Consider the following 20,416-nt stretch of genomic DNA (forward strand, 5'->3'; position numbering starts at 1 on the left):
AAAGATTTGTTGTGTTTAAATAATATGCCATATCTTGTATATAGGTTTTTAATACAAAAAGTTACATGAAAGTGAATTTTTTTAAAAAAAAGCACAAAAATAACACTAATTTATTTGATTTTTAAAAATTTTGTCGATATAATTGTGAGACAAAACAACAAAACAAAGGAGAGAGAATGCTAAAAAAACTATCTTTAGCAGCTTTAATAGCAATGGGTTCAATGAGCGTAGCAAGTGCTACACCTCTAACAGAAGCAATCAAAGGTGTTGATTTAAATGGTATGTTAAGAGTAAGATATTACCATGAAATGCCAAAAGACCAAAACTCTTACAACAGATGGAGAACAAACGCGATTTTAATTTTCAGCGTACCTGTAAGCGAAGAATTAAAATTAGTAGTAAGAAACTCTGTTCAAACAAATGTTTATACCGATGACGATACTTTAAATCCTAACGGAACATCTTCAAGTGCAATTGATGATAGTATTGCTAACAACTTACTATTCTTAAAATATTCAAGCAACGGAGTTAATGCGATCTTAGGTAAAATTCCAGTAAAAACTTCAATTACAAGTGCTGATCCAGCAACTCCAGGGCATGGTGCAGGTGCTGTTGCAACTTACACAGTAAACAAAAACTTAACTGTTGGTGCAGCATATGTAGATGCGCTTAAAACTGGTGGTGATAAATTAGCTAACGATATTTATGCTGGTGTTGCAGTGTTTGATGCTGGTGTTGTAAAAGGTAACTTCTGGGCATACCACATTACAAATTACTCAAAAGCAATTTATACTTTAAGTTTAAGTGCTAATCCTGTTGAAGGAGTAAGTGTTCAAGCTGATTACGGACATGGTAAAAATGACACTGATCATTTTGCAAATGTAAAATCTTCTTCATACTTTGATGTGGTTGCAAGTGCTAAACAAGATGCATTCTGTGCAACACTAGGTTATGCTTACCACAATGATGGAAACAGTGTAATTGTAACATCTGCTGACGCACCATTTGGTAATGTAATTCCAACAGCAAATAATTACAATATTGCTGGTGCGGATTATAAAGTTAGTTCAGTTTTTGCTAAACTTGGATACAATGTTGATGCTAAAACAAGCGTATTCGCAGCTTATCAGCATCAAAATGATAAATCAACAGACAATAATGACTTGAATGAATATACTGTTGGTGGAAGCTATGCTTACACTAAAAAAATGTCATTCTCTGCTTATTATGACTATGCTGATTTCAAAGTTAACACTGATGATAACGGAGAATTCAGATTCCAAGCTCTATACAAATTCTAATTCAACTTCCCCTTTCGGGGTTTTTGTTTTATAAACTAAAGTGCCTGACACTTATTATTTTTGATAGTGTTTAACTTTCATTTAGTTTACTTTTTAATTTCTCAAAATCATTTACTTTTATCGATTTTTCACAATAGCATATAATTTCTTCATTTTTTAACTTACTGAGTATTCTGCTGAGTGTTTCAGCGCTCATTCCCAGTTCTTTAGCAAGCATGTATTTCTTCTTTCTGACGAATTTTTGCGGGAAATTAAGAAGTGTATATATGACTCTTTTCGTTGCGTCAAACTTTTGCAGTTTGTTAAATTCCAGCTCCTGCATAAGCTGATTACTGAGCATTTTAATGATTCTGTCGCTAAAGGGTGGATTTGAGATATATTTTTGGAATTTGGAATAATCTATTTTGATTATTTCGCTTTCATTTTCACTGACGGCGCTAAGACAGTAGGGCCTGTTTTGTATTTGCGAGATTAACCCGAATATGTCACCGCATCCGAACTGGTTTTTAGGAATGATGTTGCCTTTAAGGTCTACGTCATACATTAGCACCTGTCCGTATACAATTCCGTAAAAATAGTTTTCTTTTTCACCTTCATAAAATATTATCTGGTCTTTACTGTAATGTTTTATGGTTGAAAAAGAAGAAATTTCTTTTAAAAGAGATTCTTCTATATTGAAAAAAAGAGAAATTTTTTTAAGTTTATTAATCACTAGTCTTCTATCCTAATGTAGTTAATAGGTTTAATTACGAAATCAAGATTTTCTATTTCTTTTATTGCTTTTTTTATTTCTTCTTCTACACATTTGTGTGTTGAAAACAGCAGTTTTACATATCCGTTTTTCGGTTTTTGAAGAAAACTTTCTATTGAAATATTGTTTTTGGCAAGTATATTTGCGATTTTTTCAAGAACGCCTAGTTTGTCGTTTACCGCAATTCTTAAATAATATTTCGTTTCTATTTTATTTGACGGTTTGAGTGTTACTTTTTCGTTTTCAAGAGGTTTTTTATAGCCCAGCATTGGATTTACATTTCCTCTTGCTATTTCTATAATATCGCTAATAACAGCGCTTGCCGTAGCGTCTCCTCCGGCACCGGGACCGTAATACATTGTTTCTCCCACAACATCTCCGATTACGCTTACGGCATTCATTACTCCGTCGACTTTTGCAATCATCTGAGTGTTTTTAATTAAAGTCGGATGTACTCTGAGTTCAACCTGATTTTCTATTTTTTTTGCAATACCAAGAAGTTTTATTTCGTATCCGAATTCTTTTGCAAATTCTATGTCGGTAAGATTTATGTTTTCAATGCCTTCTATTAAAATATCTTCGGGTTTTGCATCTATGTTATAAGCAATACTTGCCAATATCAGCAGTTTGTGTGCAGCATCAAAACCGCCTACGTCAAATGTCGGGTCTGCTTCTGCATAACCGAGATCCTGCGCTTCTTTTAGCACTTCTTCGTAATTTCTTCCGTTTTTCATTTCAGTAAGAATATAGTTGCAGGTACCGTTTATAATACCTTTTATTTCTTCAATATGGTTTGCGCTAAGGCCGTCTCTCAGAGCTTTTATAATAGGTATGCCTCCTGCGACGCTTGCTTCGTATTCAAACGGTGTAGAAGCAATGCTTTGAAGTTCAAATCTGTGATAAGCCAAAAGAGCCTTGTTTGCGGTTACTACTGCTTTGTTGTGTTTAAGGGCGTCTTTCACCACTTCATATGCTTCGTTAATTCCGCCCATAAGTTCCACTACTATATCTATTTCCGGGTCCTGTGTAACTTCTTTATAGTTGTCGGTGAGCTGAATATCAATATCTCTTTTTTTGTTTAGGTTTCTTACTACACCGGTTTTGACGATAATTTCTTTTCCGGCTCTGGCTTTAATAAGGTCTTTGTTTTTTTGAATGTTTTTAACAACGCTTTGTCCTACTGTTCCGACTCCGACAATTCCTATTTTAACCATCAAAATCCTTTAAAAATTGTTTAATGTTTTTAGCCGCCTGGCGGATTCTTTTTTCATTTTCTATTAATGCTATTCTTACATAGTCATCACCGTATGCACCGAATCCTATACCGGGACTTACCGCAATGTGCGCTTCGGTTAACAGTCTTTTAGAAAATTCAAGGCTTCCGAGATGTCTTACTTTTTCAGGAATTTTTGCCCATACGAACATACTTGCATTAGGCTTTTCTATTTCCCATCCTGCGTTTGCAAAACTTTCTATAAGCACGTCTCTTCTTTGTCTGTATGTTTCAACTATGTCTTTTACTAAATGCTGATAATCCCTGAGTGCTACAGTAGCCGCCACCTGTATAGGTGTAAACATTCCGTAATCAATCCATGATTTGTATTTTTGAAGCGCTCCTACCAAAACAGGGTTTCCTACAATAAATCCTACTCTCCATCCTGCCATGTTATAGCTTTTGCTGAGTGTAAAACTTTCAACCGCCACTTCTTTAGCGCCTTTTGCTTCGAAAATACTTGGAGTTTTATAGCCGTCAAAAGTAATATCCGCATATGCTATATCGCTTATGATATAAAGTCCTTCTTCTTTTGCGAAATCTACAGCGTGCTGATAAAATTCTTTAGTAACAGTAACCGTTGTAGGGTTATGCGGGAAGTTTAATACTAAAAATTTAGGTTTCGGTACCGCTTCAATCATAGCGAGTTTAAGCTGTTCGAAAAATTCGTCTTCTTTCAGTTCGTATTTTTCATTGTATTTAAGTTCTACTTTTCTTACACTTGCACCTGCAAGCATAAAAGCGTATGAATGGATAGGATAGGTTGGATCCGGGACAATCGCCACATCACCCACATTTGTAATCGCCTGGGTTAAATGTACGTAGCCTTCTTTGCTTCCCATCGTAACAACTGCTTCGGTTTCCGGGTTTAGCGATACATTATATCTTCTTGCGTACCAGTTACAGATAGCTTCTCTTAATTTATATATACCTTTACTTACAGAGTATCTGTGGTTTTTAGGCTTCTGTGCTGCTTCAATCAGTTTATCTACAATAGGTTTGGGAGTAGGGCCGTCTGGATTTCCCATAGAAAAATCTATAATGTCTTCTCCCGCTCTTCTTGCCTGAAGTTTGAGTTCGTTAATTACTGCAAAAATATAATTAGGAAGTCTTTCTATTCTTTCAAAATGGTTCATTTAATTCCTTTTATATAAATTCCTCTTTTAAAGTTTTCTTTCGAAAATGTGTCTGTAATTTTAATATAACTGCATTCTGCCGGTATATTTATATAAATGCTTCTTTGAGGGTTTTGTTTTGAAATTATATTTAAAATATTCAGATTTCTGTCATAAAATACAATATAAGGATACCATTTGTCAAACTTTGAAGATACAATAAGCATTTTTCTAAAACCGTTAGGATTTAACCAGTAAACGCCTTTTGCGTTTAAAAGTTTTGTTTTTTTGCCAATAACTTTTAAATCATCCAGTCTCTCGTTTGTGCAGTCTAGTGTGTATTTGTAATTTTTATCTTTTTTTATACCTATGATTTTACATCCGTACTGTGAAATAGTATTTGTAAATAAAAGAGGGTCTATATAATGTGTTGATTTCATTTCAAGGGTTAATGAATAAGTATCAGATTTTTTAGTTATCTGTACCGGATAGAAATAATAATAGCCCAGTGAATCCAGTGTTTTGTATAAGATTTTTGTATTAAAAACCGGATCGCTGTTTTTGAATACAAAAGTCGGATGAATCAGTTTCGGTTTATTGAAAAAAATCTCTAAAAGACCGTTGTTTTGCAGATATTTTAATGTTTTTTCCAGCGACGGTTCGTTTAAAACCGGTTTTAGCAGTTCATAATAAGTATTAAACTTTTCTTCGCCTATCAAGTCTTTTATCAGTTTTGCATTGTTTGCGTATAAAAATAGAACACTTATAAATACAAAAATCAGTTTTTTCATTTTTCATACCTGTTTGGATATTTTAAATATTCCACTTTTCCGTTTTTTAACAGCAGTCTTACTATTTTTTTTGTCTGAGGAGTTATGGTTTTGTCTCCGTAATCTATTGTAATATTACCGTGGCCGAATTTTATATACCAGTTTGGTCCTATCAGTGTTTTTGGATTGCTTGTCAGATATTCCACAGTTTTATTGTTGTCTAAATTTACAGCTTTAAACCATACTTTTTCGTTTGGGAAAATTTTGACCGTTTTTGGTATAGCCGTTTGCTGAGAGTGCTGTATTTGTGTTTTTGTCGTTTTTTCCGCTTTGGCCGCCTGTTTTGAAATATTGTTTTCTTGTGTTTTTTGTGTTGTAATATTGTTTTCGGAAGATAGGTTTTCTTCATTATTCGGCATATAGGCAGTTTTATTTATTGTGTCTGATCCGCTTTTTGAATTGTAAGTTTTGTAAAGAAGATAAGCACCCAATGAAAATAATATCAGCGCAAGTATAAATAACAGCAGCGTATTATGCTTTTTTGGCTCTTTTAATTCCGTTTCTTTTTTATCGGAAGTCTGAGTAGGAGTATGGTTTGTGGCCTGATTGTATTCTTCTATAAGTTCGCTTAAATCTACATCAAATTCTTTTTCAATTATTCTTACGAATCCTAAAAATTTAACTCTCGGTATTTTTTCAAACTCTTTATTTTTTATAAATCTTAATGATATGGGAGATATTCTTGTCCGTTTGTTTATTACCTCAATCGAGTACTGTTCAAAAAAGTCTTTAGCATTCATTTGTGATCCTATCTATTAGTATTCCGGCAGCGACTGATACATTTAAAGAGTCAAATTCGTTTTTCATATCTATTGTTAAAATTTTATCAAGTTTTTCTTTGACTTTTTTCTTAATTCCTTCACCCTCATTGCCTAAAATCAGGGCTGATTTTTCTGCTTTTACTTTACATTCTCCGTTCATATCGGCCCCAATAAGCGTATATCCTTTGGTTTTTAAAATATTAATAAGCTCAAGTATGTTTTGATAAGAGATGATTTTCATATCAAGTGCGGCTCCGGCGCTCATTCTTATAATCTGAGGCCATTTAAGATCTTTAATTCCTGTAATTATCAGCAGATCAATTCCCAGTGCATAAGAAGTTCTTGTAATTGCCCCTATATTTCCCATATCCGTTACACCGTCTAAAACGACAATTTTTTTACCGCTTATTTCCCATTCCTGCGGAGTGAAGTCTATCTTTGCAAAATAACCCTGATGATTTCCGTTTCTGCTTATTTTTTGTGCAGTTTTATTATCAATAAAATTTATTTTAAATTTCTTCAGTCTGTTTAATTCTTTTTTATCAAGTTTTTTTGCTATTAAAAGTTCTTTAACAATATCGCCGTGTTTTTGAATTATATATTCTACTACTCTTTTTCCGTAAACTATCATAGTCGTATTTTACCATAATTAAGAATTGAAAAGTTAATAATAAAAAGTTAAAAATGAAAGAAAGTTATTAAAGTTATTGAAGTTATTAAAGGTTAAAATACATAAACTTAAACAACATTAAAAACTTCAAAACTTAATAACTTTAAATTTCTATTTAAGTCCTAAAAAATCTTTAATTTCTTCAACTTTATTCAGCTGTTCCCAAGAAAATTCTTCTCTTCCGAAATGTCCGTAAGCAGCAGTTTTTCTGTAAATAGGTCTTAACAGATCAAGTGAATCTATAATTCCTTTTGGTGTAAGGTTGAATATCTTTCTTACCGCGTCTTCTATTTTTCTTTCATCCACTTTCGCAGTACCGTGAGAGTCTACATAAATACTTACGGGTTCTACCACACCGATTGCATATGCGATTTGCACTGTTATTTTTTCTGCTGCTCCTGCCGCTACTAGGTTTTTGGCCACCCATCTAGCTGCGTAAGCTCCGCTTCTGTCAACTTTAGTAGGGTCTTTTCCGCTGAATGCCCCTCCGCCGTGAGGTGCCGCTCCTCCGTATGTATCAACTATGATTTTTCTCCCTGTAAGTCCGGCGTCTCCCTGAGGTCCGCCTATTACGAATTTACCTGTAGGGTTAATGAAATATTCTACGTTTTTGCTTAACATATTAGCCGGGATTATTTTTTTTATTACCTCTTCTATTACCGCTTCTTTTATTTCAGAATAGTTAATATCCTCTTCGTGTTGAGTGGAAACTACAATTTTTTCTACGCTTACAGGTTTGCCGTCGACGTATTTTACGCTTACCTGTGCTTTTCCGTCAGGTCTCAGCCATGGAATAATAGCTTCTTTTCTGGCAACTGAGAGTCTTTTTGTGAGTTTATGTGCAAGCATAATCGGAAGCGGCATAAGTTCAGGTGTTTCAGTACAAGCATAACCGAACATCATTCCCTGGTCGCCGGCTCCTATTTCTTCTCCTCTTTCAACCCCCTGTCTGATATCAGGACTTTGTTCTCCGATTCCGTTAAGAACTCCCGCAGTTCTGTAATCAAAACCGTATCTTGCATCGGTATATCCTATCTCTCTTACCACCTCTCTTGCGATTTCCTGCATTGGAGCGTAAGTTATTGTTTTAAGCTCTCCCGCTATAACACAAAAACCGTTGCTAAGAAGCGTTTCACAGGCTACTTTTGCATTTTTGTCTCTTTCTATAATATAGTCTAATATTGCATCACTGATCTGGTCTGCCATTTTATCCGGGTGGCCTTCAGTTACAGATTCACTTGAAAAAAGATATTCTCTCATAATAAAATCTCCTTGAGAATTTTTAATTAGAAGTATAGCATAAAATGAGTTGTTAAGTTGATAAGTGGATAAGTTGTTAAGGGAAAAGTTAGAAGTGAAAAATTACAGCTAAATAAATCATTTTAAATTTTTCATTTTACACTTTTCATTTTTATGAGGCATTCTTTAGAGGCTTTTCTTATAAAATTCAATACTTCCGGAGATGCAGTGTTGTATGAAAAAAACTGATAAGTAAAACGGTTTGTTATTTTATTATAAACACATTCGCAGTATTGATATTTATTAGGCAGGGAGGATGTCTGCATGCAGTTATGTATAAATTGGAATTTGAAATTCAGAGGATAATAAAAAGAAAAAGCAAAAAGGGGTAAAAAAAGCAGGAGCTTTTTCATTATTTGAGTTTAGCTCTTACTTCTTTTGCAGCTTTTACCATGTTTTCTAAGCTTGGTTTAACTTCTTCCCATTTTCTTGTTTTAAGACCGCAGTCAGGGTTAACCCATACTTTTTGGGCAGGTAACACTTCAAGAATAGCTTCGATCTGTTCTACCATCTCTTCAGTACTTGGGATTCTTGGGCTGTGGATATCGTAAACACCAGGTCCGATTTCACCTTTATATCCTCTTTCTTTAAAGATTTTAAGAAGGCTGTTATCGCTTCTTGCGTTTTCGATTGAGATAACGTCCGCGTCCATATCTTCAATAGCGTCCATAATGTCGCTGAATTCAGAATAACACATGTGAGTGTGGATCTGAGTTTCAGGTTTTACGCTTGAAGTTGTAATTCTAAAGCTTGTAATAGCCCAGTCTTCATATTCAGCTCTTTTTTCAGCTCTAAGAGGATAACCTTCTCTAAGTGCAGCTTCGTCAACCTGGATAACTTTTATTCCTGCGGCTTCAAGAGCTTCAACTTCGTCTCTGATTGCTATAGCCATTTGATATGCAGTTGTTCTTTTTGGCTGATCGTCTCTAACAAATGACCAGTTAAGCATTGTAACAGGACCTGTCAGCATACCTTTCATCGGTCTGTCTGTAAGGCTTTGAGCGTATACAGTCCATTCAACTGTCATATCTTTTGGTCTAGAAACGTCTCCGAAAATTAGAGGTGGTTTAACACATCTACTACCATATGACTGAACCCATCCGTTTTGTGAGAATGCAACACCTTTAAGCTGCTCACCGAAGTATTCAACCATGTCGTTTCTTTCAAACTCACCGTGAACAAGTACGTCGATGTCGATTGCTTCTTGATATTCAACAAGGTCTTTAATCATTGCTTTGATTTGAGTTTTGTATTCTTCTTCGCTAATTACACCGTTTTTATAGTCTCTTCTTAGTTTTCTTAGTTCAGGTGTCTGTGGGAAGCTTCCGATTGTTGTTGTCGGAAGGATAGGGTATTTTAGGTTTTCATGCTGAAGTTTGATTCTTTCTTCAAACGGAACGCTTCTGTGTTTGTCTTTGTCAGTAAGGTTAGAAACTCTATCTTTAACTACAGGATCGTGGATTTTGTCGCTTGTTTTTCTTGTAGCGATTGCGATTTTGTTGCCTTCAAGAACTTCTTTTTCGTATTCGCTAAGCTCTTCATTTCTGAAAAGTTTGTCTATTACTCTGATTTCGTCAAGTTTTTCAAGTGCGTATGAAATCCAAGATTTAATATCTTCATCCATTTTTGTTTCGTATTTAAGAGTGTAAGGTACGTGAAGTAAACTACAGCTGCTTCCTACCATAATTTTGTCAGCGTCGTATGTTTCAGCGATGCCTTTTAGGAATTCAACAGATTTTTCGATGTCGTTAACCCATACGTTTCTTCCGTTAACGATACCTATACCTACGATTTTACCTGCATCAGCAAGTGCTTTGATGCTGTTTTCATTTCCTGCAACGAAATCTAAAAACATACCTTTAATAGGAGTAGTCGCAAGCACTTCGTTTGCTTCGTTTGAATGTTCGAAATAAGTAGCTACGAAAATATTGGCAAGGCTTCCTAATTTGTCGTAAACTTTTTTAAGTGTCTGAAGGTCTTTTTCGCTAGGGTTGGTTACGAAATAAGGCTCGTCAAACTGGATAGTGATGTTTTCGTCAAGTGATTTGATTTGAGCGATTAAATCTTCGTAAACAGGAAGCAGTTTTTCAATTATTTCATCTTCGCTGCCGTTAACGATTTTAGAAAGTTTTACGAATGTAATTGGTCCTACGAAGTTGACTTTTACGTTAATACCTAATTCTTTTGCTTCATTGTATTCGATTTTGATTTTTTCGATACTTGCTTTGAAATCCATATTAACGTCAAGTTCAGGAACGATGTAATGGTAGTTTGTATTGAACCATTTAGTCATTTCCATTGCTTTGTGATTTGCATCGCCTCTTGCTACCGCAAAGTTTTTGTCCATACAGTTTTTAACATCGTTGTATCTTTCAGGAATAGCGTTTAGCATTGTCATTGCATCAATCATATTGTCATAAAAACTGAAATCGTTAATACTTATCAGATCGATACCCGCGTTTTTTTGATAAGTCCAGTGTCTTTTTCTAAGTTCGCTTGCAGTTTTTTGAAGTTCCTGTGCAGAAATTTTGCCAGCCCAATATGCCTCTAGTGCCTTTTTAAGTTCTCTTTGCTCACCGATTCTTGGGAACCCTATAACGTAAGTTGCCATTAGTGTCCTTTTTTAAGCGGAATTATATCATAAAAAAAGTGGTTAAGTTGTGAAGAGGAGAAGTTGTGAAGAGGATAATTGTTTTTTTATGTTTTTCACAACATAAATTATTCAACCTGTTTAAAAGCTCCGTCTATTATTCTGTAAAGTTTTGTTTTATAGTTTATCTGATTGTTAAATATATATATGTTAAAGTCGTTCATATAAAACTGGTCTTCTGAATTTTGTTTGTTGTATATTTTGTTGGCAAAAATACAGGCCGCGTAATTCATCCAGTTGTATCTTATATCTGAATTAAGCAAAGAAGCATCTTCATTGATAATCAAAGGAGGATGAATTATGGAATTGGCAATAAGCAGTTTTTGAATATCCGCCGGCTGGGTCAGTACAATCATTAAAGGGTTATATCCCAGCTGCGGTGTCAGAGTAAGTTTGGTCTGGATTTCTTTTTGCGTAATGGTTGAAAGAACCTGGGCCGTTTTTCCTGCGCTTGTATTGAATATTACAAAAGAGTTGTTAAGATCCTGATAATAAATATTCGGAAATTGATATACGGTATGAATATACGTCAGATTTTTTTCGTAATTTAGCAGTTTGTCTGATAAAAGAGTATGGTCAGCTATTACATCCGTTTTATCGTCAATAAACGAAGTAAGTTTTTGTATCTGGTCTTTGAAATCGATTGAGCCGAAATAGATATTTTTAGCCGTTATGTTGGTTTCGTTTTTATTGATTAACGGCAGGTAAAACGTTTTGTTATAGTCTTTTAATTTGGACAGCTGGTTTACGTCTGTTGTAAAATAAATAATGTCTTTGCTTTTTATTTTTGAAAGATTTGTGTCTATATTATAAAGGGTAATATTGTAATCTATCCCTTTTTGGGCGTAATATGCATTCAGGGCGTTCATTAAAGAAGGAATAAATTTAAAAAATCTCTGTTTGTTAATAACCACTGTAAAAGAGGCTTTTGAATTAAAAGAGACATAAGTGTCGTTGAAATCTTCTACGTCTACAATAGCGGTATTGTTGGTTTCGTTTATTTCCGCGCTTGTGTTTGTTTCTGCAGTTATATTCGTGTCTGATACATTTGTTTTATTACTCTCGGCAATTACGGCGGTTTTGTTTGTTTCAGCCGAAGTTGTGTTTATATCGTTTGGAAGTTCGAAATTTAACTGCTGTGCGTTTAAAAATACCGCACATACTATTATTAACAGTTTTTTCATCATAACATACTCTTTATTAGCAGGAAGTCTTTATAAGCCTCTTTTTTAGCTGACGGGTTTCTTAAAAGGAAACTCGGATGAAATGTAGGTATCACTTTTTTCTCCTTAAATTCGAATATCTGGCCTCTTACTTTGCTTATAGGCATATCGCTGTTCATTAAATACATAAAAGCGGTTTTTCCCAGACAAACCAAAATTTTAGGATTTATTATATCAATTTGTTTTAAAAGATACGGTTTGCACGTTTGGGCTTCTTCTATACTCGGCACTCTGTTGTTCGGCGGCCGGCATTTTACTATATTTGCTATATAAACGTCTTCTCTCGTTAATTCTAGCACATTTAAAATTATTTTGGTAAGCAGCTTGCCGGCTCTTCCGACAAATGGTCTTCCGGTTTTGTCTTCTTCGGCTCCAGGACCTTCACCGATAAACATTAAATCGGCATTTGGGTTGCCTTCGCCGAATACAACGTTCGTGCGGGTTTTGCTTAAATCACACAGTGTGCAATTAAGACATATTTTTTTAAGCTCGTCAAGCTGTTTAGGCATTTGGACTTCCGTTTCTTTTGAATGAAAACCTTCAAAATATTCCTCTCCGGCGGCTTTTAGATCATACAGGTGTTTCAGTTTTATCAGGTTCTTCATGTTCTCCTCTTTTTACTATTGTGTATGTAGGGTATGCTATCGTTATATCTTCTTCGTTATTGAAAGCTTCGATTATTTCCGCAGAAATGTTGCTTCTAAGATTAAGAGGCGTATAATTGTTAAGATACCAGCAGCTGATTCTGATACCGTTGTCTTCTATAAATGTATAAATTCTGGGCTCAACGTTTGCGTTTTTAATATGGTATTCCGATTTTAGCTTTTGAAGTCTTCTTTTGGTTATGTCGGTATAACCTTTTGAATATTTGCTTACTATTTCTTTTGCAAGATATACGGCTTTTTTATGGTTTGAATCAAACGTAATGGTAATATCTATACCGTCCCATACCGTTGACATTCCGTGATGGGTGTAGTTAAAAACCGGGTTTGTAAATATTATATTGTTAGGAATAAAAACGATTCTTCCGGCTCTTCTGTTATACAGGTAAGTTGTAAGAGTTACGTCTTCGTAAATTACGATTCTGGTCATGGTAATGTCTATAACATCTCCCACTATTCTTACCTGGCCGTTTTGAAGATATATTTTTATTCTGTCTCCGACTTTAAAGTTTCCGCTGGTCATAATCACAAACCAGCCAAAGATATTCATAAACCAGTCTTTCATAGCGATGGCAATACCTGCTGAAGCAAATCCCACAATGGTAATCAGATAAGTTGCGTTATTGATATAGAAAAATGAAATTATAATAAGGATGACTGTAGCGTTTATGAAGTTTAATATTTTATTAGTTAAATAAAAAGACTCCTCTTTTACGTATTTTCTCACGGCTAATTTTATAAGCATGAAAATAAATATACTGATTGCTATTGAAATTACAAGGGATATGAGCTTATTGATTTCTTTATTGATCTCTTTTTTTACTTTCTGTTTGTATATTTTGGATTCGGCTTCGAGGGTTTTAAGTTTAGTTTTATATATGTTGTTTATTACTATAAAATCCTGAATCGTCTGTTTAAGCTCGCTGTCTTTTATGTTCAGTTTTTTATTTAGTTTATCAAGCTGCAGCAGCATATTTAAAGTCTGTTTGAAATACTCATATGTTTTAAAGTTTTCGTTTATTACGTTGTCTACTTCTTTTTCATAGTTTAATGCGTTAAATATCTGAAAAGGGTTGTTTACGACGGGAGGTTTCGGCAACTCTTTTATTTTTATAAGCGTTGTAAATATATTTCTGTTTTTACTCAGCAGTTCAAGCTCTGTTTTTAGCTGGTCAAGTTTATTTTTATATTTAGTGGGGTTTTTTCTTGCAAGTTTTTCAAGCGTATATATTTTGTTTTGAAGTTTTTTGTAATTTAAATAAGACTGATAGTTAATAAAAAATTCGTCTTTTTTTAACAGTTCGTAAATATTCTGCTTTTTGGTTTTCATAGCCGTAATGTTGGTATCGTTTGTATTTGCAAACAGGGATAAAAAGAATAATAAAAAAACTATTATTCTCATTTAGCGAACTTTTCCAGTACTTCTAATATAATCTGTCTGTCTATGTTTTCTACTATTTTGTATTTTCCGATTTTTTCGGGAATTATGAATTTTATTTTATTGTCAAGCGTTTTTTTGTCTGCAAAAAAATGCTCGTAAAATTCGTTAATGTCTTTTATCTGATATGAAGTCGGAAGCGAATGTTTTTCAAGCAGTTTTTTAATTCTTAACGCCTCTTCTTCGCTTAACAGGCCTAATTTTACCGAAAGCTCGTTTGCCATTACCATACCTATAGCCACTGCTTCACCGTGCAGGTATGTTTTGTAGTTTGTCAGATTTTCTATAACATGTCCGAATGTGTGTCCGTAATTAAGGACGCTTCTTATGCCTTTTTCTTTTTCGTCCTGGTTAACGACCCATGCTTTGATTTCTACCGACCTTTTTATTATTTCTTCTATCTTAAGAGTCTCTTTTTCAAGATTTTCGAAAAAGTCTTTATCAAACATTACCGCCATTTTAATAACTTCTGCCATACCTGCCGCAAATTCTCTTTTCGGCAGTGTTGATAGGAAATGCGTGTCGATGTATACGACTTCAGGCTGGTAAAACGCACCTATGAGGTTTTTGCCGTATTTGTTGTTGATTCCGGTTTTTCCGCCTACAGAACTGTCAACCATTGAAAGCAGGGTGGTAGGGATTTGAATAAAATCTATTCCTCTTAAAAATATCGAAGCTGCAAAACCGCTCATATCTCCTATAACTCCGCCTCCGAACGCTATAACAATACTGTTTCTGTCATATTTTGCGTCGAACATCCTGTCAAGAGCATATGTAATATATTCCATTGTTTTATATTCTTCACCGTCCGGGATAGTGATGATTTTAAGCTCTTTTGCCTTTAACCTGTTTAAAAGATAGTTTAAATGATAACCGGCTACCGTAGGATTTGTTATTACGGCTACTTTTTTATCCAAAGTTATTTCCGGAAGCTGCTGTATCAGTATGTCGTATGATTTATTTGGTGTTTTGATGTTTACTTTCATTGCTGTCCTTATTTTACTGGTATTAAAAATTGATTGAATTTATTTAAAAACAGGTATGAATATTCCATTTTAGGATTTAAAACCTGCCACAGTTTAGGCACCGGTTTTGTAGTGAACGGCGAAATAATACACTGATTATCTATATTGTTCAGTTCAAATATCGGGTTGTCTTTTGTTTTTTCAATGTGTACGTCTTTGAAATTAAACAGTTTTGCAAAATTCGTAAGATATTCTATTAGTTCGGTGTGTGTATTTTCCGGGTCGCCGTCTATAAACGTTAACGGTTTTTCAAGCTGAAACGAAAGATCGAATATTACCGATGCAATAGATTTAATTTCGTTTTCCTGCAGCAGTACTTTAATTCCTTTGCATTTTTTTATTGATTCTTCGCCTTTTTTGAAAATAGGAAGTTTAATGTCGTAGAAAAATGTTGAATATTTAAAGAAAAATTCGTTGTTTGTTATGATAAGACCGATATTATACGTATCTGCGTCTTTTTTAAGGCATTCTTTGTATGATGTTTCGTAATAATCGGAAAGAATTTCTATATTGTTGAATTTGTAGAGTTTATAAATCTGATTATTGATGGAAGGATTGATTATTTTTATAATAAGTTTTTTGTTTTTAAGTTTTCTGTGTAAAAACAGAGCTGATTTTAAAAGAGCCGATATCTCTTTTTGTTCCATGTTTTTCATATCAAGCAGCAGGTATATATTTTGTCCGTAAGGCTGCGGAAAAGCGCCTATGTTTTTTTTGATTTTATTAAAAAGGTCTTTAAGGGCTTCAGGTTCTCCTACAAGCAGCAGCTTGTCGTTTGGCAGTATCATAGTGTTTTCGTTTATTAGTCTCAGTTCGTTGTTTCTGTAAATGGCGGCGATTTTTGCCTCTTTGTTTTCTAGTTTGCTTGGATGCAGGTATACAAATGGAGAGTGGGGAGGCACTTCAACTTCCAGTATTTCTCCTATTCCCAGCCCTATATCCCTGGCAAAAAGTGGAACGCCGGGAAGGAAATCGATAACTTTATTTGTCAGAAGTTCAGGTATGTCGATAATTTCTATATTGTTTTGCTGAGGTATTTCAAAATCCAGCCAGAATTTTACGAATAAAATAGGAACTTTTTTATCAAGGGAGTTTTTCAGTATAAATTCGGCTTCTTTTTTATTTTTAACGAGTATAACTATTTTATTGAGGTTTTCTTTATGAAGCAGATTTTTATAAAGTTCGTATGCATAAAAATTTATCTTATAAAAAAAGAGGTTTTCTTTTTCGTTAAATCCGTTTTTGATTTCGTCTTCTTCGTATATTATGTGAAATTCGCCCAGATTTAAATAATTATCCGAAATTTTTTTAATAAGCAGAGTCGCTTCCTGACAGCCTGCAAATACTAATATTTTATTCAAGCAGTTCCTTTTGATAAAATTTCATAAAATTATATCATACGTCGATTGAATTGAGAATTAAGAATGGAGAGTGCATAATATGGAATTTAAAATAGATAAAACAGACGGCAACGCAAGGGCCTGTACGATAAAAACAGCCCACAGTGAAATAAAAACACCGATTTTTATGCCTGTGGGAACCGCGGCAGCCGTAAAAAGCCTTGATGCCGTAGATATGACGGAAATACTTGATGCGCCGATAATACTCGGAAACACATATCATCTTTATCTCCGTCCGGGGGATGAAACCGTCGCAAAACTCGGAGGGCTTCACGGATTCAGCGGTTATAAAAGAAGTTTTTTAACAGACAGCGGGGGGTTTCAGGCGTTCAGTCTAGGAGATAACGTAAAATTTACGGATGAGGGAATATGGTTTAAAAGCCATATAGACGGAAGCAGACATTTTTTTTCACCTGAAAAGGTTATAGATATAGAATACAACCTCGGCAGCGACATTATGATGGTCTTGGATGATTTGATAGCTCTTCCGAATACTAAAGAGAGAATTAAAAAATCAATCGAAAGAACAACTCAGTGGGCCTACAGAAGTCTTGTGCATCATGTAAAAAAAGGCAAAAAAAACAATCTTTTTGCAATTATACAGGGAGGTACGGATTTTGAATTCAGGCGTATAAGCGCCGAGAGTCTTGTCTCTTTAGAGTATGAAGGACATACTTTTGACGGATTTGCCATAGGAGGGCTCAGTGTAGGGGAAGAAAATCAGTTGATGTACGATACGATTGAAGCCACGACTCCATATATGCCGCAGGACAAACCAAGATACCTCATGGGTGTCGGAACGCCGGAGGATATCATAGAAGCGGTTGAGAGAGGGGTGGATATGTTTGACTGCGTAATGCCTACACGTAACGCCAGAAACGGTTATTTGTTTACAACATTCGGAACGTTAAGAATTAAAAACGCAAAATACAAACTTGACGATTCACCTATTGATCCGAAATGTAACTGTTATACGTGCAGAAATTTCAGCAGGGCATACCTTAATCATCTGTTTAAGGCAAAAGAGCTTACGTATTTCAGGCTTGCAAGTATTCACAATCTACATTATTATTTGAATCTCGTAAGAGAAATCAGGGAGGCTATTCTTGAGGGAAGGTTTAAAGAATACAAAAAAGAGTTTTATTCGTTAAGAGCGATAAATTCTTTTGAAATATAGGCGTTAAGCTCTTTTACAATCTCTTTTTCCCTTTTTGTAATATATTTTGAGAGAATATATTCATAATGAGTCGGAAGTTCGAAATGTATGTGATATCTGTATGTTTTTGAATCAAGTTTGGTAATTGATTTGATTTCTCCTTCCGTTGCGATGAGATAAGGCTTGTCCATATGGAGTATAAATTCCAAAGTGACAATATCAGATACCTTCAGTATAGACATAGGTCCTAAAACGCATAAGCCTCTTAAAGAAATATCATACAGTTCTGTTTTGAGCTTTTTATCGCCGTATTTCAGAACAACTTCTATTTTTTCTTTTGGCTGAACTCTTATGAAGCTTCTTTTAGGTGCGTTTCTGTGTACTTTTTCTATATTGTTCAGATACATCTGTTTTTTATGTACGACAAAATGTTTGATATTGGCTCTGAAACTGTATTCTTTATCGTTTTCAAGAAGAAATATTTCTTTATGAAATTTTGCCGCTACGATTTGGTAATTGTTTGCCGTTACTTTAATAATGCCTTCTTCTTCGTCAAGAGAAAGAATATGTGTTTTATGAGCTATAGGGATACCTTTGTAAATAGTAAACAGGTTTAGAGGTTTTTTGTTGATGTAAATTTCTTTTATTTCTTTTGGAATTTTTGTAGTTATGTCCTCTTCAATGTTTTTGTGAAGTTCGATGTATTTTATGTAAAAATCCAGCAGCATAGTCATTTTTTTAAGTTCTGAGACTGAATTTTTCTTTTTTATTAAATACTTAATATAACTGTTGCTTAAAATAAGAAACATTTTATTTAAAATAAAAGAAGAATCTATATCGTAGTCGTTTAATTTGTATATTAAAGCCATGTCTTTAGAGGGATTAACGGTATTTTTACTGAAAAACGGAGAAATAAACAGCATGTCGTAAAAGTGCTCTATTTCTTCCGTTGTAAATCTGCTGTTGGTAAGTCTGTTTAAATATTCACTAAGTATGCCGGCGAATTTTTCCCTGTAACTTTTAAAAAAAGGTCTGTTTTCTAAAACGAAAGAAGAAAAATTATGGGCGTAAAATTCCTGTTTCAGGTTCATTTACGTCCTATACTTAACAGGCAGCTGTTTAAATTCTATACCTTTTTTTACACTTTTTACTTTTCCGTTTTCGTCAATAATGAATGTGACTTCTTTTTCTGCACCCATATGGTCGGTAGAAAGGATTTTTAAGATTATTTCATTGTTTTTTATTTCTATGCTTTCCGGTTTTTCATCCATTCCCAGGTCTATTGATTCGGCCCATACTGTTTTATTGTCAAGTGTTTTATAAGCAATAATCACGTCTTGAGAAGTGTTTTGTGTTGTGCCTATGATTAAAATGCCTTTTTTATAAGGTTTTATAAATGTTACGTCATCCATATTCGGTGTTGAAAGTGTTATGTCTTTATTGTTTTGGGAATAAATTACAATGTCTGAACTGCTGTTTGGCGAGTATTGTGTAACGGCTACATATGTTTTGCCGTTTATCATTATAAAGTCTCTTGCAAGATCGTATTTTTTCCCGTAATAAGTTATTTTATCAAGTTTTCCGTTTAAATCGTATTCTAAAAATGCGACTCTGTTTTTGTTCTGGTCATATCCGAGTATGTAGAGTTTGCCGTCTTTTACTTCCGATTTAACGGCATCTAAAAGTATCGGAGTGACTTTTTTCCATATCAGATTGTAATTTTTGTCAATTTTATATATTGCCGTACCGTTAGGATCCGGAATAATAAAAATATATGCGTTTTTGCCCGCTTTCATTAAAGCATTTTCATTTACGCCGTATTTGTCAAGAAGACTTATGCTTTTAAAGCTTATCGGTTTTACGTTTTGCTGCTGTGCAGTAGTTGCACATCCAGTAAAAAACACAATCCCCGCTAACGGTATCCATAATAATTTATTCATAATTTTCCTTTACTCATAATAAGTTACGGAACTTTTTCCGAATTTTCTTGTTTTGATTTTTTTATATAATCCCAGTTCTTCAGGGAAATCATAATCGCTTTGATGTTCTATTAAGATTTTTTCAACATTGATTTTTGGAAGCTGTTTTATCAGCTGTTTAACTTTTTCGTAAATATCTTCATAGCCTTCTCTTATTGCAAAAGGAGGGTCGAAATAGAAAAACGCTTTATCCCTGTCTCTTTTTAGTTTTTCAATTACATCCCATACAGTTTCAAAACTGTCTCCCAAAATAATTTCACATTTTTCAGGATCCATTGAATCGATGTTTTTTTTCAAAACTTTTGCAGCTTCCGGATCTTTTTCCAGGAAATATGCTTTTTTTGCACCTCTGCTTACGGCTTCCAGGCCTATGCTTCCGACACCGCTGAACATTTCAACCCATGTGGAATCCGGCACTTCCCACTGCAGGGTGTTAAAAACGCTTTCTTTAAGTATGTTTTTGGTGCTTCTTGTGACTTCTTTGTTTCCCATATAAAGTTTTTTGCCTCTGTATTTGCCGCCGATAATTTTTATGTTACTTTTTTCCATCGTACTCCTTTAATATTTCTAAAAGCTCTTCCCTGAATTTTTCAAACGCTTTGTTTATTTTTTCTTCCAGGCTTTCTGTTTTTACAGGTATCTGTTTTTCCAACTGCATGTAAAGTGTTGTTTTGGTAAAAGGCTTTTTAATGTCTTTTCCGATTAGTATTCCGTCAATATCCGGATTGTCGGTAATAATTATACCTTTTTCGCTTAAACTGTCTTTTAAAAAATATTCAAGTGTATGTTGTAAAAGCGGAGAATTGCATTTTATTTTATACTGCATTTGAAACCTTCGGGAATAGTTTTAAGAAATTCTATCAAAAAATTAAATTATTTTATA

General features: G+C 34.2%; 19 protein-coding genes. 2 read left to right on the top strand and 17 right to left on the bottom strand.

Annotation, left to right across the window (positions count from 1 at the left end):
- Positions 1-176 precede the first annotated feature (176 nt).
- A complete protein-coding gene (locus C3L23_RS02455) occupies positions 177-1,301 on the top strand; it encodes a porin (RefSeq protein ID WP_127679575.1) in 1,125 nt (374 codons plus the stop codon).
- Between the two features lie 70 nt (positions 1,302-1,371).
- On the opposite strand, the gene C3L23_RS02460 is transcribed toward C3L23_RS02455, so the two are convergent.
- The 13 genes from C3L23_RS02460 to C3L23_RS02520 all read right to left on the bottom strand — a co-directional run bounded on the left by C3L23_RS02460 (position 1,372) and on the right by C3L23_RS02520 (position 16,359).
- Entirely contained in the window at positions 1,372-2,013 is a 642-nt protein-coding gene (locus C3L23_RS02460; RefSeq protein ID WP_127679576.1) for a Crp/Fnr family transcriptional regulator, read from the bottom strand.
- Positions 2,013-3,266, bottom strand: coding sequence for a homoserine dehydrogenase (locus C3L23_RS02465; RefSeq protein ID WP_127679577.1), 1,254 nt, complete (start codon positions 3,264-3,266; stop codon positions 2,013-2,015). Before C3L23_RS02465 ends, C3L23_RS02460 begins: the two co-directional genes overlap by 1 nt.
- The gene (locus C3L23_RS02470) at positions 3,259-4,461 is read right to left on the bottom strand and encodes an LL-diaminopimelate aminotransferase (protein ID WP_127679578.1); all 1,203 of its coding nucleotides are present in this window, start codon (positions 4,459-4,461) and stop codon (positions 3,259-3,261) included. Before C3L23_RS02470 ends, C3L23_RS02465 begins: the two co-directional genes overlap by 8 nt.
- Positions 4,458-5,231 carry a hypothetical protein gene (locus tag C3L23_RS02475; RefSeq protein ID WP_127679579.1) on the bottom strand — a complete coding sequence of 258 codons (774 nt, stop codon included), beginning with the start codon at positions 5,229-5,231 and terminating at the stop codon, positions 4,458-4,460. The genes C3L23_RS02470 and C3L23_RS02475 overlap by 4 nt, the downstream gene beginning before the upstream one ends.
- Entirely contained in the window at positions 5,228-6,010 is a 783-nt protein-coding gene (locus tag C3L23_RS02480; RefSeq protein WP_127679580.1) for a RodZ family helix-turn-helix domain-containing protein, read from the bottom strand. Before C3L23_RS02480 ends, C3L23_RS02475 begins: the two co-directional genes overlap by 4 nt.
- Complete coding sequence (locus tag C3L23_RS02485; protein WP_127679581.1) at positions 6,000-6,662, bottom strand: RNA methyltransferase; 663 nt, start codon at positions 6,660-6,662, stop codon at positions 6,000-6,002. The genes C3L23_RS02480 and C3L23_RS02485 overlap by 11 nt, the downstream gene beginning before the upstream one ends.
- Before the next feature lie 150 nt (positions 6,663-6,812).
- Positions 6,813-7,964: a methionine adenosyltransferase gene (gene metK / locus C3L23_RS02490; RefSeq protein ID WP_127679582.1), complete on the bottom strand. Its 1,152-nt coding sequence runs from the start codon at positions 7,962-7,964 to the stop codon at positions 6,813-6,815.
- Positions 7,965-8,352: 388 nt separating this feature from the next.
- Positions 8,353-10,611 (bottom strand): 5-methyltetrahydropteroyltriglutamate--homocysteine S-methyltransferase, encoded by a 2,259-nt coding sequence (gene metE / locus C3L23_RS02495; protein ID WP_127679583.1) that lies wholly within the window; start codon positions 10,609-10,611, stop codon positions 8,353-8,355.
- A 107-nt stretch (positions 10,612-10,718) separates the two neighbouring features.
- Positions 10,719-11,834, bottom strand: coding sequence for a hypothetical protein (locus C3L23_RS02500; RefSeq protein WP_127679584.1), 1,116 nt, complete (start codon positions 11,832-11,834; stop codon positions 10,719-10,721).
- Positions 11,834-12,478, bottom strand: coding sequence for a uracil-DNA glycosylase (locus tag C3L23_RS02505; protein ID WP_127679585.1), 645 nt, complete (start codon positions 12,476-12,478; stop codon positions 11,834-11,836). The genes C3L23_RS02500 and C3L23_RS02505 overlap by 1 nt, the downstream gene beginning before the upstream one ends.
- Positions 12,444-13,937: a mechanosensitive ion channel family protein gene (locus tag C3L23_RS02510; protein ID WP_127679586.1), complete on the bottom strand. Its 1,494-nt coding sequence runs from the start codon at positions 13,935-13,937 to the stop codon at positions 12,444-12,446. The genes C3L23_RS02505 and C3L23_RS02510 overlap by 35 nt, the downstream gene beginning before the upstream one ends.
- Positions 13,934-14,959 carry a 3-dehydroquinate synthase gene (gene aroB / locus C3L23_RS02515; RefSeq protein ID WP_127679587.1) on the bottom strand — a complete coding sequence of 342 codons (1,026 nt, stop codon included), beginning with the start codon at positions 14,957-14,959 and terminating at the stop codon, positions 13,934-13,936. Before aroB ends, C3L23_RS02510 begins: the two co-directional genes overlap by 4 nt.
- A gap of 8 nt (positions 14,960-14,967) precedes the next feature.
- Entirely contained in the window at positions 14,968-16,359 is a 1,392-nt protein-coding gene (locus tag C3L23_RS02520; protein WP_127679588.1) for a COG3400 family protein, read from the bottom strand.
- A gap of 79 nt (positions 16,360-16,438) precedes the next feature.
- Between C3L23_RS02520 and tgt the strand changes: the two genes are divergently transcribed.
- On the top strand, positions 16,439-17,575 hold the full coding sequence (gene tgt / locus C3L23_RS02525) for a tRNA guanosine(34) transglycosylase Tgt (RefSeq protein ID WP_127679589.1): 1,137 nt from the start codon (positions 16,439-16,441) through the stop codon (positions 17,573-17,575).
- Here the strand turns inward: tgt and C3L23_RS02530 are convergent.
- From C3L23_RS02530 to C3L23_RS02545, 4 genes are read right to left on the bottom strand one after another with little or no spacing between them, the layout of a single operon-like run.
- Positions 17,539-18,645: a PilZ domain-containing protein gene (locus C3L23_RS02530; RefSeq protein ID WP_127679590.1), complete on the bottom strand. Its 1,107-nt coding sequence runs from the start codon at positions 18,643-18,645 to the stop codon at positions 17,539-17,541. The genes tgt and C3L23_RS02530 overlap by 37 nt on opposite strands.
- A complete protein-coding gene (locus tag C3L23_RS02535) occupies positions 18,646-19,494 on the bottom strand; it encodes a hypothetical protein (RefSeq protein WP_127679591.1) in 849 nt (282 codons plus the stop codon).
- A gap of 9 nt (positions 19,495-19,503) precedes the next feature.
- Entirely contained in the window at positions 19,504-20,082 is a 579-nt protein-coding gene (gene rsmD, locus C3L23_RS02540) for a 16S rRNA (guanine(966)-N(2))-methyltransferase RsmD (RefSeq protein ID WP_127679592.1), read from the bottom strand.
- Positions 20,069-20,359, bottom strand: coding sequence for a hypothetical protein (locus C3L23_RS02545; protein ID WP_127679593.1), 291 nt, complete (start codon positions 20,357-20,359; stop codon positions 20,069-20,071). The genes rsmD and C3L23_RS02545 overlap by 14 nt, the downstream gene beginning before the upstream one ends.
- Between the last annotated feature and the right edge of the window lie 57 nt (positions 20,360-20,416).

The organism is Nautilia sp. PV-1, assembly GCF_004006315.1.
GTDB classification, from domain to species: Bacteria; Campylobacterota; Campylobacteria; order Campylobacterales; family Nautiliaceae; genus Nautilia; species Nautilia profundicola_A.